Annotated in this window: 13 protein-coding genes; 10 read left to right on the top strand and 3 right to left on the bottom strand. The window is 64.1% G+C overall.

Features of this window, described 5'->3' with window-relative positions; all coding sequences use genetic code 11:
• Nucleotides 1–284: 284 nt before the first annotated feature.
• Both FKV68_RS02785 and FKV68_RS02780 read left to right on the top strand, forming a co-directional pair.
• The gene (locus FKV68_RS02785) at nucleotides 285–1,517 is read left to right on the top strand and encodes an ROK family transcriptional regulator (RefSeq protein ID WP_180940025.1); all 1,233 of its coding nucleotides are present in this window, start codon (nucleotides 285–287) and stop codon (nucleotides 1,515–1,517) included.
• The gene (locus FKV68_RS02780) at nucleotides 1,517–1,945 is read left to right on the top strand and encodes an RbsD/FucU family protein (protein WP_180940024.1); all 429 of its coding nucleotides are present in this window, start codon (nucleotides 1,517–1,519) and stop codon (nucleotides 1,943–1,945) included. Before FKV68_RS02785 ends, FKV68_RS02780 begins: the two co-directional genes overlap by 1 nt.
• Nucleotides 1,946–2,020: 75 nt before the next feature.
• Here the strand turns inward: FKV68_RS02780 and FKV68_RS02775 are convergent, their stop codons facing one another.
• Nucleotides 2,021–2,461, bottom strand: a complete 441-nt coding sequence (locus tag FKV68_RS02775; protein ID WP_180940023.1) for a DoxX family protein — start codon at nucleotides 2,459–2,461, stop codon at nucleotides 2,021–2,023.
• A 214-nt stretch (nucleotides 2,462–2,675) separates the two neighbouring features.
• Between FKV68_RS02775 and FKV68_RS02770 the strand changes: the two genes are divergently transcribed.
• Both FKV68_RS02770 and FKV68_RS02765 read left to right on the top strand, forming a co-directional pair.
• Nucleotides 2,676–3,380: a Crp/Fnr family transcriptional regulator gene (locus tag FKV68_RS02770; protein ID WP_180940022.1), complete on the top strand. Its 705-nt coding sequence runs from the start codon at nucleotides 2,676–2,678 to the stop codon at nucleotides 3,378–3,380.
• A 5-nt stretch (nucleotides 3,381–3,385) separates the two neighbouring features.
• On the top strand, nucleotides 3,386–5,263 hold the full coding sequence (locus FKV68_RS02765) for a CHASE2 domain-containing protein (protein ID WP_245181698.1): 1,878 nt from the start codon (nucleotides 3,386–3,388) through the stop codon (nucleotides 5,261–5,263).
• 9 nt (nucleotides 5,264–5,272) lie between these two features.
• On the opposite strand, the gene FKV68_RS02760 is transcribed toward FKV68_RS02765, so the two are convergent.
• Nucleotides 5,273–5,890 carry a FecR family protein gene (locus tag FKV68_RS02760; protein WP_180940020.1) on the bottom strand — a complete coding sequence of 206 codons (618 nt, stop codon included), beginning with the start codon at nucleotides 5,888–5,890 and terminating at the stop codon, nucleotides 5,273–5,275.
• A gap of 218 nt (nucleotides 5,891–6,108) precedes the next feature.
• On the opposite strand from FKV68_RS02760, the gene FKV68_RS33705 reads away from it, so the two are divergent.
• The gene (locus FKV68_RS33705) at nucleotides 6,109–6,969 is read left to right on the top strand and encodes a tetratricopeptide repeat protein (protein WP_180940019.1); all 861 of its coding nucleotides are present in this window, start codon (nucleotides 6,109–6,111) and stop codon (nucleotides 6,967–6,969) included.
• A 48-nt stretch (nucleotides 6,970–7,017) separates the two neighbouring features.
• Here the strand turns inward: FKV68_RS33705 and FKV68_RS02750 are convergent, their stop codons facing one another.
• Nucleotides 7,018–8,052, bottom strand: coding sequence for a proline racemase family protein (locus tag FKV68_RS02750; RefSeq protein ID WP_180940018.1), 1,035 nt, complete (start codon nucleotides 8,050–8,052; stop codon nucleotides 7,018–7,020).
• 244 nt (nucleotides 8,053–8,296) lie between these two features.
• Here FKV68_RS02750 and spdA point away from each other — a divergent pair, with 244 nt between their 5' ends.
• The 5 genes from spdA (at nucleotide 8,297) to FKV68_RS02725 (ending at nucleotide 15,276) form a co-directional block, all read left to right on the top strand.
• A complete protein-coding gene (spdA, locus tag FKV68_RS02745; protein ID WP_180940017.1) occupies nucleotides 8,297–9,103 on the top strand; it encodes a 2', 3'cyclic nucleotide phosphodiesterase SpdA in 807 nt (268 codons plus the stop codon).
• Between the two features lie 40 nt (nucleotides 9,104–9,143).
• Nucleotides 9,144–9,488 carry a YkgJ family cysteine cluster protein gene (locus FKV68_RS02740; protein WP_180940016.1) on the top strand — a complete coding sequence of 115 codons (345 nt, stop codon included), beginning with the start codon at nucleotides 9,144–9,146 and terminating at the stop codon, nucleotides 9,486–9,488.
• Nucleotides 9,489–9,674: 186 nt separating this feature from the next.
• Nucleotides 9,675–13,382: a trifunctional transcriptional regulator/proline dehydrogenase/L-glutamate gamma-semialdehyde dehydrogenase gene (gene putA / locus FKV68_RS02735; protein WP_180940015.1), complete on the top strand. Its 3,708-nt coding sequence runs from the start codon at nucleotides 9,675–9,677 to the stop codon at nucleotides 13,380–13,382.
• A 257-nt stretch (nucleotides 13,383–13,639) separates the two neighbouring features.
• On the top strand, nucleotides 13,640–14,224 hold the full coding sequence (locus FKV68_RS02730; protein WP_180940014.1) for an IMPACT family protein: 585 nt from the start codon (nucleotides 13,640–13,642) through the stop codon (nucleotides 14,222–14,224).
• Between the two features lie 65 nt (nucleotides 14,225–14,289).
• Nucleotides 14,290–15,276 carry an aldo/keto reductase gene (locus tag FKV68_RS02725; RefSeq protein ID WP_180940013.1) on the top strand — a complete coding sequence of 329 codons (987 nt, stop codon included), beginning with the start codon at nucleotides 14,290–14,292 and terminating at the stop codon, nucleotides 15,274–15,276.
• Nucleotides 15,277–15,313: the final 37 nt, after the last annotated feature.

Here is a 15,313-nt window from a genome sequence, read left to right as displayed (position 1 = left end):
AACACCAAAGTTTTTGGGTGTCAATAAATAAATCAAATTGAATTATTATTCAGTTATGGCATTCTGAGGCTCGAACGAGCTTGGAGGAACCCCGACCGTCCCCGGCAAATTGACAGATCCACCTGAAGTGGAAACAACAGACTCGCGCCAAGCGAGCATCTACAGCGCCGCACGTCCGACAGGACGCGCAAGAGTCGCCGTAGCACTTTGAAATTGCTGCATGATTTTGTCCTTACATTGGTTCAAGGAATCATGCAGTGGTGCCAACGGGAGGAGACGGTGGCATGTCACTGACAGGCGATTCCCGCGGGGGATCGACACAACCGGACGTGATAGACCCAAGCGGCGGGGCGAACCAGACCCGCGTGCGCGCCTATAACGAGCGCCTGGTCATGTCGCTGGTTCGCCGCCACGGCAGCCTGTCGAAAGCGGACATCGCCCGTCGCTCCGGCCTCTCCGCTCAAACCGTCTCGGTCATCATGCGCGCCCTGGAACGTGACGGTCTGTTGATCCGTGGCGCCCCGGTGCGCGGTCGTGTCGGGCAGCCGTCGATCCCGATGCGCCTCAATCCGGATGCGGTCTACTCCTTCGGCGTCAAGATCGGCCGCCGCAGCGCCGACCTGGTCTTGATGGATTTTGTCGGCAATATCCGGCTGCATCTGCATCAGATCCACACCTACCCGCTACCCGAGGACCTCGTCACCTTCATCGTCGGCGGCATTGAAAAACTCGAGCAGCAACTTGCGCCCGAGCAGCGGGCGCGGATCGCCGGCGTCGGTATCGCGACGCCCTTCGAACTCTGGAACTGGGCCGAGGAAGTCGGCGCGCCGCGGGAAGAAATGGACCGCTGGCGTGACGCCAACCTGCAGGCGGCCGTGGCCGCACAGACACGCCACCCGGTCTTTCTGCAGAACGACGGAACGAGCGCCTGTGGAGCGGAACTCGCCTTCGGTGTCGGCTCAAGCTACCCCGACTTCGTCTATTTCTATATCGGCTCTTTCATCGGCGGCGGCATCGTCCTCAACTCCGCCCTGTTTTCCGGACGGACCGGAACCGCAGGGGCGGTCGGCCCGCTGCCGGTCTCCGGCAAGGACGGCAAGTCGACGCAACTGCTGAAGATCGCTTCGGTCTTCGTGCTTGAAAACCTCTTGCGCGAGCGTGGCATCGATCCGCAGCCGCTCTGGTACTCGGCCGACGACTGGATCGACTTCGGCGAACCGCTCGAGATCTGGATCCAGGACACCGCCTATGCGCTCGCACAGGCCGTCGTCTCCTCCGCCTCGATCATCGATTTCTCGGCGGCCGTCATCGATGGCGGTTTTCCCGCCTGGGTGCGGGCGCGCATCCTTGCGGCGACGCGCCGCGCGCTGCAGACGCTCGACCTCCAGGGCGTGACGGTCCCGGATCTCGTCGAAGGCGCTGTCGGAAGCCACGCCCGGGCGATCGGCGGCGCCAGCCTTCCGCTGTTTTCGCGCTATCTGCTGGACACCAATGTCCTCTTCAAGGAGCTTAGTTGATGCTGAAAGGAATAAACCCGCTGCTCGGCCCGGAACTTCTCGCGGCACTGAGGGCAATGGGTCACGGCGACGAGATCGCGCTGGTCGACGGCAACTATCCGGGCGAGGAACATGCGCGTCGCCTCGTCCGCCTCGACGGACACAGGCTCATCCCCGTGCTCGACGCGATCTTGAGCGTCCTCCCGATCGACGATTTCGTGCCAGAGGCGATCTTCCGCGCCACCGTCAAGCAGGACAAGCAGGCGCTCGACCCCGTACATCGGGAAATCATCGAATGCTGCGGCAAGCATGAGCCATCGCGGGAGGTCGTGCCGCTCCTCGGCGCCGACTTCTATCCGCGCGTGAAGGCCGCCCATACAGTGGTGCAGACCAGCGAACCACGCCTTTATGGCAACGTCATTCTGCGGAAGGGTGTCATCTACCCCTGACATCACGTAACAATGCAAGAACCCGCCGGGACAGCCGGCGGGTTCTTTGTTCTGGTCGGAAACTTTCGTCGCGCCTTAGGCGGTGGCGAGGGCCCTTCCAGTGCGGGCATCGACCGAAAGCGCGCCCGGACCGAAGGCAGCCAGCACCAGGAAAGCACCGGCGATGGTGATGTTCTTCATCAGCATGATCTGGTTGAAGACGGTCAGCAGGCCGTTGGCAGCTGCCGGAAAGTCCGGAACGTTGATGGCGCCGCTGTGGAAGACGAGACCGGTGACAAGGCAGAAGGCGGCCAGCAGATAGGCCGCAATGCGCGTCTGGAAGCCGACGAGGACCGCAAGACCGGCAACGAGTTCAAACAGACCGGCGAGGTAGGCGAGTGCCGTTGCAGCCGGCCACCCTGCGCCGGCGATCATGCCGGCAGTGGCCGTCGGGTCGGTCACCTTGCCGAAGCCGGACATGATGAACATGATCGAAAGGAGGATTCGCCCGACAAGGACGATGACATTCTGAGACATGCGCGAGGCTCCTGTTGGAAACGTGTTGGCAGTAGAAATATCAACATTTTCAAAAACATCTAGCTGCACTACCGATAACACATCGTTCACAAATAGGAGACAGACACGAGCTATCGTCAACCACCCCCGGGTCCGAACAGCTCTTTTCTATTGCAACGACGGAAGGACTGGGCGAAGAATTTCAACGCGTTGCAGGGAACGCAGGGGAGATGTCATGGCTGAAGTCAACAGAAGTCCCGCCTTCTGGCGATCCTTTCCGATTTTCGAGGAGTTCGACAAGGAGACGCTGACGGAGCTCGCCGGCATCGCCACGTACCGGAAATGGCCGGCAGGTACGGTCATCTTCCAGCGCGGCGACGAAGGCAACTACATGGTTGTCGTGGTTTCCGGCCGCATCAAGCTCTCGCTGTTCACACCGCAGGGCCGCGAACTGATGCTGCGCCAGCATGAGGGGGGCGCACTCTTCGGTGAAATGGCCCTGCTCGACGGCCAGCCGCGGTCGGCCGACGCGACAGCGGTCATCGCATCCGAAGGCTACGTGATCGGCAAGAAGCCCTTCCTCGATCTCATCATCCATAGGCCACAGATCGCCGAAGCTGTGATCCGTTTTCTATGCGCGCAGCTTCGCGACACCACCGAGCGGCTGGAAACGATCGCGCTCTACGACCTCAACGCCCGCGTCGCCCGTTTCTTTCTGGCAACGCTCAAACAGATCCACGGCCACGAGCTTCCGAGCAGCGCCAATCTGCGCCTGACCTTGAGCCAGACCGACATCGCCGCCATTCTTGGCGCGAGCCGGCCAAAGGTGAATCGCGCCATTCTGTCGCTTGAGGAATGCGGTGCGCTGAAGCGCACGGAAGGCATCATTTGCTGCAACGTCGATCGCCTGCTGAGTGTCGCCGATCCCGAGGAGGCCTAGCTCGATTGCGTGCGAAGCACCGCCTCCACCGTCGCGTCACCCCGCTCTTCGGCGGGATCGTCGCAAGCCTGGCGGCGGCGCTGCTCCTTTATCTCTATGGCGAAACGGTCTTTAAAACCCCGCGTGAACTTTTCTTCGACAACCTCACGCAATGGGTGACCTCGCCCCGGTCACCGGACATCACCGTCGTCGACGTCGATCGCAAGGCGCATGAGGCGCTTGGCTCCGGAAACTGGGACCGGGCCGAAACGGCGGCGCTGATATCGCGGCTGGCCGCCGCCGGACCGAAGGTGATTGCGGTCGATTTCGTTTTCAGCTCCGAATGCGAGGCCGACGCCGCAGGCAATGTTGCGCTTGCTTCCGCTATCGCGGAGGCACCTGTCGTTCTGGGCTTTCTCGCGGCTGACCGTGCCCTGGAGCATCCGCGTCCCATTCCTCCGCTCGCGCTCAGACGTCCGCTTGCGGTGCCGGAGCCGTGGTTCATTGCCGGGGCGGAAACATCCTGCCCGGCGTTCATGGACCGATCCAAGGCGGCGAGCGCCGGCTTTCTCGTCGGCGACGAGGACGCGCGCGTGCGGCGGGCGCAGGCTTTTGCGATTCTCGGCAACGACGCCTACCCGGCGCTCGCGATCGAAGCGGGACGTCTCACAACCGGGAGCAGCACGCCGGTGCTCGGCGGCGAGCCTGCCTGGCTCAGGCTCGATCATGCCGTCATCCCCCTCGACGAGGCGGGAAACCTGCGCTTCGTCGCAAGTTCGGAAGAGGCGATCGCCGCGCGCACGCTCTCGGCTGCCGACGTCATGGCAGACACGGTCGATCGGAGCCGCCTTGCGGGCAAACTGGTCTTCGTCGGCAGCAGCATGCCGAGCTTCGGCGGGCTGAGACCGAGCGCCTCGATGCCACTCGAGCCTTCGGTGCAGATCCACGCCGATATCGCCAATGCGATCATCACCGGCTTCGTTCCCTATCGGTATGGTGGACTCTTAGTCCTGGAAGCCTTGTTCGCTTTTGCGGCCGGCACGCTTGCGGCCGTTGGCGCGACGCGGCTTCGACCACTCACGACCCTCGCCCTCGGCCTCCTCGCGCTGCTCTTCGTCATCGCCGGCGCCGGCGGCATTTATGCCGCGACGGGCTGGCTCGTCGATGCAGTCGGCATCGGTGCGGCGCTCGCCGCTGTACTCGTCGTGACAAGTGCGCTGCAACTCGCCCACGTGCGGCGCGCCGAGGCGATCGCGCGGCAGAAATTTTCGCAATACCTGCCGCAGTCCGTCGTCGCGCGCTACATCGACCAGCCGAATGCCGGACGCGTGGCCGGCGAGGAACGCGTGGTCACCGCGCTTTTCACCGATATCGAGGGATTCTCGACTCTCGCCCGCAAGCTCGGCGCTCGTGAGCTCGTGGCGCTCCTCGACATCTATTTCGCGGAAGTGAACGCGCTCGTCGCCCGCCATGGCGGCATGGTCGACAAGGTGGTCGGCGACGCCGTGCACGCGCTCTTCAACGCGCCGGAGGATCTCGACGATCACGTCAACAAGGCGATCGAATGCGCCATGGCGATCCACGCCCTGACCGAAGAAATGCGGCGGCGGCCACAATTTGCCGAAAACAGTTTCGGCCGAACCCGGATCGGCGTCGAAACCGGGCTTGCCGTGCTCGGCGAGGTAGGCGCGGGCGGCAAGCTCGACTACACCGCTCATGGCGACGCGGTGAACCTCGCGGCGCGGCTTCAGGACGCGAACAAATTCCTCGGAACGGCAATCTGCATCGGGCCAGCGGCAGCGGCGCAATCGGATGCACCTCTCCGGGCACTGGGGCGCCATGATATCCGTGGGTTCGGACCGATGGAGCTCTTCACAGTCGCTGACCCGCCATTGCCGGCGTGAGGACGCGCGTTACAGCAAGCCGACGCTCGCATAGGCTTCCCTAATGCGGGCCTGCCCCCAGTTTGTGAGTTCCGATGGCGCCGCGCCCGGCCGGTCGAAGTCGACGCCCTGGCCGGCTGCAACCGTGCGCATCACACCGCCGCCCTGGACCGAGACCGCTCCACGCTCCACGAAGACGGCGAAAGCTGCCCGGCTCGGGCCGCAGAAGAATTTCGTGCCGCGCACGCCGATCATCCCGAAAGCCGTGCGCACCGCCACGTCAACCTTCGAAAGCCCTTCCGGCCGGTCGAAGACCATCCGGCCGAGGCCGAGCTCGAGCGTGCCGCCCTGACCGGCGATGAACCTGTCGATCAAGAGTTCCGTTTGCGGGCCGAGCAGGATGCGCGTGTCGCTCAGCGCCAGATCGGCAAAGCTGTTGGTGCTCGTCGAGACATAGTCGTTGTCGAGAACGTCGCCGCCGACGGCAAGCTGGGCCTCGTCCTCTCCCTGCCGGCGGCGTACGTTGCCACGTATCTTCTCGGCCTTGCCGACCACGGAATTGGGCGCCGCGTTCGCCGAGCGGCCCACCACGGCCGTCAACATCAGGCCGCCGACGAAGATTCGCCTTTTCACATATATCTGCCGCATCGGCTTTGCTCGCTGCCTCTCGCAACGCTCCCTGTTCGAGCCTCCGGCGCCTCAGAGGATAACCGCACACACAGGCGAAGCAAGACGCACCTCGCCTGGCAGGACGCAGGCGCTCTCACCCACAACTTCGCCGCCCGATCCGATGTGCCGCTGTTTCCCCAGGAACAGGTGCAGTGCTGCAACCGCTCTAGGATCGAGCCGCAAAGAGGGAAACCGTCATGGACAACCGGATCAACCAGCGCATTCGCATCGCCAACATTCTGCTACTAGCGGCTATCATGCTCCTTTCGTTTGCTGCCATCGCCCTGCCCGCGGCGCGTGCCGGCGATCTGACCGCCGCGGAACAATGCGACCGCGAAGCGGGCAGCGAATTCGACTCGGAGCGGAACCGGTCGTTCCCGAGCGTTTCGACGGAAGACATCCGTATCGGCATTGCGCTCTCCGCCTGCCGCGAAGCCTACAACCAGAATGGCGATGCACGCACACAATTCCAGCTCGCGCGTGTCCTCGACAAGGCCGGGCAGAAAATACAGTCGCGCCGCATCCTCGAGGAAGCCGCGCGCAACGGTCATGCGCTGGCCATGGTGAACTACGGCGCACAGCTTGCCGCGGCGGGCGAGGCCGAAACGGCGTTCGGGCTCTATGAGCGCGCCGCGGCAGCCGGAAACATTCTCGCCGCCTACAATCTCGGCGTCGCCTATCGCGACGGTGTCGGCACTGCCACTGACGGCGCGCTCGCAATCCGCTGGTTCGAGCGGGCATCGATCGCCGGCGACGACGTCGCAGCATTCAACCTGGCGGTGATGCTGGACGAGGGCAAGGCGGTGCCGGAAGACAATCTCGAGGCCGCAAAATTCTACGGTCTCGCGGCCGAACGCGGCAATGTGGACGCGATGATCAACCTCGGCCTGATGTTCGAAAGCGGTGAAGGCGTGCGGCGCAATCCTGTCGCCGCACAGGAACTGTTCAGGCAGGCAGCCTACCAAGGCGATCCGCTTGGCCAGCAAAAGCTCGACCCGATCGCCACCGGCAGCATCTTGCGCACCGCCATGCTGGCCAAGATGGACCGGTCCAAATGAAGACGCCATCTGTGCGCGGCGGGATAGTGCCCGCCGCGCGATCGGGCCTCAGCGGATCTCGCCCGCCTGCGGCCCCCAGGTATCGGTCAGCGCAAATCCTTCGGCGAGCGGATCGAACGGATCGAGCGCCACCTGGTGCAGGCCGAACGTCCAGCCCCGACCGGAGATGGTCGGAATAATTGCCTCCCTGCCGGCGACTGTCGTCACGCCTTCGAGCCCCACCTCAAACTCGGAGCCGATGATCGACCGGGATTTGAGGATATCGCCGGGCTTCACCCGGCCTCGCGCGTGAAGCGTTGCCAGGTTCGCCGAGCTACCGGTGCCGCAAGGCGAACGATCGACGCGGCCCGGCCACATCGTCGTGCAGGTGCGAACCGTGCCATCCGCCTCGGTGTCGCGGAACATCACATAGGCGACGCCGCTGATTTCGGGGATCTCCGGATGGACGACCGGGATCGTGCGGTTGACGAGATCCTTGAGCAGCATGCCCGCCTCGACAATCCGCCGCGCATTCGCCTTTTCGATCGTCGTGCCGATCTGGCGGACATCGACCAGCGCGTAGAAAATACCGCCGAAGCAGAGATCGAGCTTGATGCGGCCCCATTCCGGGGTATCGACCTCAACGTCCAACTCCTGCACGAAGGACGGCACCATGGTGAGCTTCACCCTTTCGCACCGCCCGTCGCGGCAGGTAGCCGTCGCCTTGACGAGGCCGGCCGCCGTGTCGAGCATCACCACCGTCTCCGGCTCCTTCATCTCGATCATGCCGGATTCGAGCAGCGCCGTCGTCACGCAGATCGAATTGGAGCCAGACATCGCGTGGGCTTGGTCCGCCTGCAGGATGATGAAGCCGGCATCGGCCTCCGGCCGCTTCGGCGGCACGAGCAGGTTGACCGAGCCGATCGATCCGGAACGCGGCTCAAGGCAGAGGAACCGGCGCAGGCTGTCGTCGACCGTGTTGATGTGGTTCAACTGCTCGGCGATCGAGTTGCCCGGGATCTTCGGCACGCCGCCGATCGCCACCTTGCCGATTTCGCCCTCGCAATGAACATCCAGCAACTGGATCGTGCGCTTCCATCTCATGACCTATCTCCGGATATCGCATCTTTCGGCCGTTCACCGATCTCGACCGGCACGGCTCCTCACCTGATATATCAGACAACGCGGTGATGCATACAGCGTTCACCAGCCCGCTGCAAGATGGGCAACGGAACGGTCTCGACAAGTGCATCCAAACATCACCTGCGGTCCATTCGCCCAAAGATGCCGCTTGACGGTCGTGCCCCGGCGCGGGAGCGTGAAAGCGCGGCATATCACCGGAACGAGCATGACGAAGTTCATCATCTTCACCGACCTGCATATGGTTCCCGAAGGTCTAACAATCATCGGGCTTGATCCCTATCGGCGGCTCGCCAACGGGATTGCTCACGTCAATCGCCATCACGCCGATGCGCATCGGGTGATCTTTGCCGGAGATCTCACGCACGGGGCCGACCGCCCGTCCTATGAACGCCTGAAGGCGATCCTTGGTGAACTCGTTCCACCGGCGGCGATGATGATCGGCAACCACGACAGGCGCGAGGTTTTCCTCCAGGTTTTTTCCGGTGCGGCGACCGACGAGAACGGTTTCGTCCAGCAGGCGATCGATTTTGCCGACTGTCGCGCCGTGTTGCTCGACACCCTGTTTGCGCCGCCCTACGACTATCCCGTGAGCCACGCCGGGCATCTTTGCCAAAAGCGTCTTGCCTGGCTCGATCGGCAACTCGCCGAGGCCGGCGCCCGGCCGGTGCTGATCTTCATGCACCATCCTCCGCATGTGACCGGCTTCACGAGCATCGACATGATCCGTCTGATCAACGGTCAGGAATTCTACGCGCTCGTGAAACGCCACGGCAATGTGCGCCACATCTTCGCCGGTCATGTTCATCGCACGATCAGCGGTTCCAGTCGCGGTATTCCGTTCTCGATTTTCAAGAGCCCGGTCCATCAACAGCCGATGCCCTTCGATACGCCGGACGCCTCGCTCTCAGTCGACGAACCGGCGGCCTATGGCATCATCCTGGTTACCGATGACGGCGTGCTCGTCCATACCGAAGACTACGAAATCGCCCGGCGCGACGCGGCACTGGCATAACGACCGTTTCGACGCCACCGCCTTCGTGTTAGGTTGGGCCATGACCCATTCCGTTTCATCCAGCCAGGATTTCGCCAGCCAGGATTTCGCCAGCCAGGATTTCGACTGTCAAAGCTGCGGCGCCTGTTGTGCCTATTCGGCCGACTGGCCGCGCTTCTCGCTGGAGACAGACGAGGAACTCGATCGCATTCCGGCAGAATACGTCGCTGCCGATCTTGGTGGCATGCGTTGCGAGAACGATCGATGCACGGCGCTCGACGGCACGCTTGGCCGCTTCGTCGCCTGCAAGATTTATGCGGTGCGACCGATCGTGTGCCGGACGTGCATGCCCGGTGACGACGAGTGTCTGATTGCGCGCGCACGCCATTTCGGCGCTGCCGCGTGACACTCGATCATCCGGCGCTCACCGCGACACTCCGCATGTTCCGCCGTTTGCTGGCAGATCGGCAGCGAAATATTCCGATAGTGCCGAGATTTGCCGGATGGATGTTCGGCGGCGTCAAGCGTATTTTCGGCCCACGAAATCAGAGGCGCCAGACGCCTGTTACCGCTCCGTGGAGGACCGCGTTCGATGAGCCAGACCAAGCTTCAAAAATCCCCCTCAGCCATGAACGCAGCGCCGGCGCCCTTCGCCGACTTCGCGCCGCCGATCCGGCCGCAAACCACGCTCCGCCGGGCCATCACGGCCGCCTATCGCCGCCCGGAAACGGAATGCCTGCCGGCGCTCATCGAGGCCGCGACCCTGCCCAGGGAAACCCGCGATGCCGCCGCTAAAACCGCCCGCAGGCTGATCGAGGCGCTCCGTGCCAAGCATAAGGGGTCAGGCGTCGAGGGACTGGTGCACGAATATTCGCTATCCAGTCAGGAAGGCGTCGCGCTGATGTGCCTTGCGGAAGCGCTGCTGCGCGTTCCCGATACGGCGACCCGCGACGCGCTGATCCGCGACAAGATCTCCGACGGCGACTGGAAGTCGCATCTCGGCGGGGGCCGCTCGCTGTTCGTCAACGCCGCGACCTGGGGCCTCGTCGTCACCGGCAAGCTGACCTCAACCGTCAACGACCGCAGCCTGGCGGCGGCACTCACGCGGCTGATCGCCCGTTGCGGCGAACCGGTGATCCGCCGGGGCGTCGACATGGCGATGCGGATGATGGGCGAGCAGTTCGTCACCGGCGAGACGATCGACGAGGCGCTGCGCCGCTCGCGGGCGCTCGAACAGAAGGGCTTCCGCTACTCTTACGACATGCTCGGCGAAGCGGCGACCACGGCGGCCGATGCGGAGCGCTATTACAAGGACTACGAAGCCGCGATCCATGCGATCGGCAAGGCTTCGGCCGGGCGCGGTATCTACGAAGGTCCCGGCATCTCGATCAAGCTCTCTGCCCTCCATCCGCGCTATTCGCGCGCGCAGGCCTCCCGCGTCATGGGCGAATTGCTGCCGAAGGTGAAGGCGCTCGCGCTCATCGCCAAGAAATACGACATCGGTCTCAACATCGACGCCGAGGAAGCCGACCGGCTGGAGCTGTCGCTCGATCTTCTCGAAGACCTTTGCCTTGATGCGGATCTGTCCGGCTGGAACGGCATGGGCTTCGTCGTGCAGGCCTACGGCAAGCGCTGCCCGTTCGTTCTGGATTTCATCATCGATCTCGCGCGCCGGTCGGGCCGGCGCATCATGGTGCGCCTCGTCAAGGGCGCCTATTGGGATGCCGAGATCAAGCGCGCCCAGCTCGACGGGCTTGAGGATTTCCCTGTCTTTACCCGCAAGATCTATACCGACGTTTCCTATGTCGCCTGCGCCCGCAAGCTGCTTTCGGCGACGGACGTTATCTTCCCGCAGTTTGCCACCCACAACGCGCAGACGCTTGCCACCATCTACCATATGGCCGGCAAGGATTTTCAGGTCGGCAAATACGAGTTCCAGTGCCTGCACGGCATGGGCGAGCCGCTTTACGACGAGGTCGTCGGCCGCAACAATCTCGACCGTCCATGCCGCATCTATGCGCCGGTCGGCACGCATGAGACGCTGCTCGCCTACCTCGTCCGCCGCCTGCTCGAAAACGGCGCGAACTCCTCCTTCGTCAACCGTATCGCCGACCCGAAGGTCTCCGTCGACGAGCTCACCGCCGATCCGGTCGACATCGTCCGCTCCATGCCGGTGGTCGGCGCGAAGCACGATCAGATCGCCTTTCCGGCCAAGCTCTTTGGCGAGGCCCGCACCAATTCCGCCGGCCTCGATCTCTCGAATGAAGACAGTCTCGCATTGCTGACGGAAGCATTGAAGGCAAGCGCCGCGACTGCCTGGACCTCCGTTCCGCAGCTTGCGACCGGCGCGGCCTCGGGCGAAACCCGCCCGGTCGTCAATCCCGGCGACCACCGTGATATCGTCGGCTCGGTGACGGAAACGTCGGACGAGGACGCCAAGCGCGCGGCCCGCCTTGCGCTCGAGGCTGCCGAAGCGTGGGCCGCCGTTGCTCCAGCGGAACGGGCCGCCTGCCTCGACCGCGCGGCCGACCTGATGCAGGCGCGCATGCCGACGCTGCTCGGACTTATCGCCCGCGAGGCCGGCAAGTCGCTGCCGAACGCGATCGCCGAAGTGCGCGAGGCAATCGACTTCCTGCGCTACTACGCCGAACAGACGCGCCGCACGCTCGGCCCGGCCCACAGGCCTCTCGGCCCGATCGTCTGCATCAGCCCCTGGAACTTCCCGCTGGCAATCTTCACCGGCCAGATCGCCGCTGCGCTCGTCGCGGGCAATCCGGTGCTTGCCAAGCCCGCTGAGGAAACGCCGCTGATCGCGGCCGAAGGCGTGCGCCTCCTGCACGAGGCGGGCATTCCGGCCAACGTGCTGCAGCTCCTGCCCGGCGACGGCCGCGTCGGCGCGGTGCTGGTCGCCGCCTCGGAGATCGCCGGAGTGATGTTCACCGGCTCGACGGAGGTCGCGCGGCTCATTCAGGCGCAACTTTCCGACCGGCTTTCGCCTGCCGGACGACCGATCCCGCTGATCGCCGAGACCGGCGGGCAGAACGCGTTGATCGTCGATTCCTCGGCGCTTGCCGAACAGGTGGTCGGCGACGTGATCGCATCGGCCTTCGACAGCGCCGGCCAGCGCTGCTCGGCACTGCGCGTGCTCTGCCTGCAGGAGGACGTCGCCGATCGCACGCTTGCCATGCTGAAGGGTGCGCTGCACGAACTCAACATCGGCCGCACCGACCGGCTTTCCGTCGATGTCGGTCCGGTCATCACCGCCGAGGCGAAAGGCATCATCGAAAAGCACATCGACGCGATGCGCGGGCTCGGCCGCAAGGTGGAGCAGATCGGTCTTGCCGCCGAGACGGATCAGGGCACCTTCGTGCCGCCGACGATCATCGAGCTTCAGAAACTCTCCGATCTCAAGCGTGAGGTATTCGGGCCGGTGCTGCACGTCATCCGGTACCGCCGCGAGGATCTCGACCGGCTGGTCGATGACATCAACGCCACCGGCTATGGCCTGACCTTCGGCCTCCACACGCGCCTCGACGAAACGATCGCGCATGTGACGAGCCGCGTGAAGGCCGGCAATCTCTACGTCAACCGCAATATCATCGGCGCCGTCGTCGGTGTGCAACCCTTCGGCGGACGCGGCCTTTCCGGCACCGGTCCGAAGGCGGGCGGCCCGCTCTATCTCGGCCGGCTGGTAACGACCGCGCCAGTGCCGCCACAGCACAGCTCCATTCATACGGACCCTGCCCTCCTCGACTTCGCCAAGTGGCTCGATGGCCGTGACGCAAAGACCGAAGCGGACGCAGCGCGCAACGCCGGCAGCACCTCGGCACTCGGGCTCGCGCTGGAGCTGCCGGGTCCGGTCGGTGAGCGCAATCTTTACGCACTCCACCCGCGCGGCCGGGTCCTGCTCGTGCCGCAGACCGAGACGGGTCTCTACCACCAGCTCGCCGCAGCGCTGGCGACCGGCAACAGCGTCGTCATCGACGCCGCCTCCGGCTTGCAGCCTTCGCTCAAGGACCTTCCGCATGGCGTCGCGTTGCGCGTCTCCTGGTCGAAGGACTGGGCCGCGGACGGCCCCTTCGCCGGCGCCCTCGTCGAGGGCGACGCCGAACGCATCCGCGTCGTCAACAAGGCGATCGCGGCGCTGCCCGGTCCGCTGGTGCTCGTCCAGGCTGCTTCGAAAGAAGAGATCGCTCGCAACCCCGACGCCTATTGCCTCAACTGGCTCCTGGAAGAGGTTTCGACCTCCATCAACACTGCCGCCGCCGGCGGCAACGCCAGCCTGATGGCGATCGGCTAAGGAGCATCGATTTGCCCCTCACCCTAGCCCTCTCCCCGCTCGCGGGGAGAGGGAACGTGCCTCACGCCGACGCATCATTCGTACCACCTTTGTGAGGAACGAGGCGGTGCCGCAAGCCCTTTGTGAGGAACGAGGCGGTGCCGCAAGCCCCTTCTCCCCGCCTGCGAGGAGAAGGTGCCGGCAGGCGGATGAGGGGCCATGACAGATGACGAAGCATTACCAATCCGCTATCACCGCCTGAAAAACGGAAGCAGCGGATGTTCACGCTCCAGCGCATCGAGACCTCGACACAGGAAATCAAGAAAAGCCGGTTCCTGGCGATCGCCGGCGCGATCGAGGACGAGCAATCGGCAAAGGCCTTTCTGGCAGCGCATTCCGACTCGACCGCCAATCACAATTGCTGGGCCTGGCGCATCGGCCAGACCTATCGGTTCAGCGACGATGGGGAGCCCAGCGGCACGGCGGGCAAGCCTATCCTTGCGGCGATCGACGGCCAATCGCTCGATCGCGTCGCGGTCGTCGTCACCCGGTGGTTCGGCGGCGTCCTGCTTGGAAGCGGCGGGCTGATCCGCGCCTATGGCGGCACTGCGGCACTCTGCCTGAGGGCAGCCGAAAAGGTGGAACTCGTCGACACGCAGCGCGCCACGATCGCCTGCGACTTTGCCGATCTTGCCCTGATCAAGGCGCGGCTGGCGGCCCGTGGCGTAGCCGTCGTGGGAGAAACATTCACGGATACAGGGGCGGTCCTGACGGCCGAGATGCGCAAGGACATCGCGGCGGAGATCCTCGTCCTCGTTACCGATCTCAGTCGCGGCAAGGCGTTCGCCTCGCTCGAAGACTGAGCTTCCGAACGCGCCGCAATCATCATAGAAATCACGCCGACGCAGAACAGGACGAGGACATCGAAATGAAAACGAGAGTTTTGGGACGAACGGGCGCAGCGATTTCGGAAATCGGCTTTGGCGCCTGGCAGATCGGCGGCGCTTGGGGCGACGTCAGCGAAGAGGACGGCAAGCGCGCGCTTCACGCCGCGCTCGACAGCGGCGTCACCTTCATCGACACGGCAGACGTCTATGGCGACGGGCGTTCGGAAAAGATCATTGCGGCAGTGCTGAAGGAACGCGGCGGACAAAAGCCGTTCGTTGCCACCAAGGCCGGCCGACGGCTCAATCCGCATGTCGCCCACGGCTATACGGCCGCCAATATCGAGGCATTCATTGACCGCAGCCTGAAGAATCTCGGCGTCGATGCGCTCGATCTGGTGCAGCTCCACTGCCCGCCGACGGAGGTCTATTATCATCCGGATGTCTTCGAGGCGCTCGATCGGCTGGTCGCCAAGGGCAAGATCCGCCACTACGGTGTCTCGGTCGAAAAGGTCGAGGAGGCGCTGAAGGCGATTGAATATCCGTGCGTCGCGACGGTTCAGATCATCTACAACATCTTCCGCCAGCGCCCGCAGGAATTGTTCTTCACCGAGGCACGGAAGAAAAATGTCGGTGTCATCGTGCGCGTTCCCCTCGCCTCCGGCCTGCTTACGGGCAAGATCGGCAAGGATACGGTTTTCGCGGCTGACGACCACCGCAATTTCAACCGCCACGGCGAAGCCTTCGATGTCGGTGAAACCTTCGCCGGCGTGCCTTTCGACGTGGCGCTCGAAGCGGTGGAAAAGTTGCGCGCGCTGGTGCCGTCCAACGTGCCGATGGCCCAGTTCGCGCTTCGCTGGATCCTGGAGCAGGCGGCCGTTTCGGTCGTGATCCCGGGCGCCCGCAACGAGGCGCAGGCGCAGTCGAACGCCGCAGCAAGCGCGCTCCCGGCACTGGACGATACGACCATGGCCGCGATCGCCGCGCTTTACGAGCGGCTGATCAAGGTTCATGTTCATCACAGATGGTAGGGTGACCGGCGCTTCGCGGGGGTGTCGGAAGGAAGGC

The sequence above is a fragment of the Sinorhizobium mexicanum genome (assembly GCF_013488225.1).
Classification (GTDB): domain Bacteria; phylum Pseudomonadota; class Alphaproteobacteria; order Rhizobiales; family Rhizobiaceae; genus Sinorhizobium; species Sinorhizobium mexicanum.
This window is presented reverse-complemented; position numbering and strand designations above follow the sequence as displayed.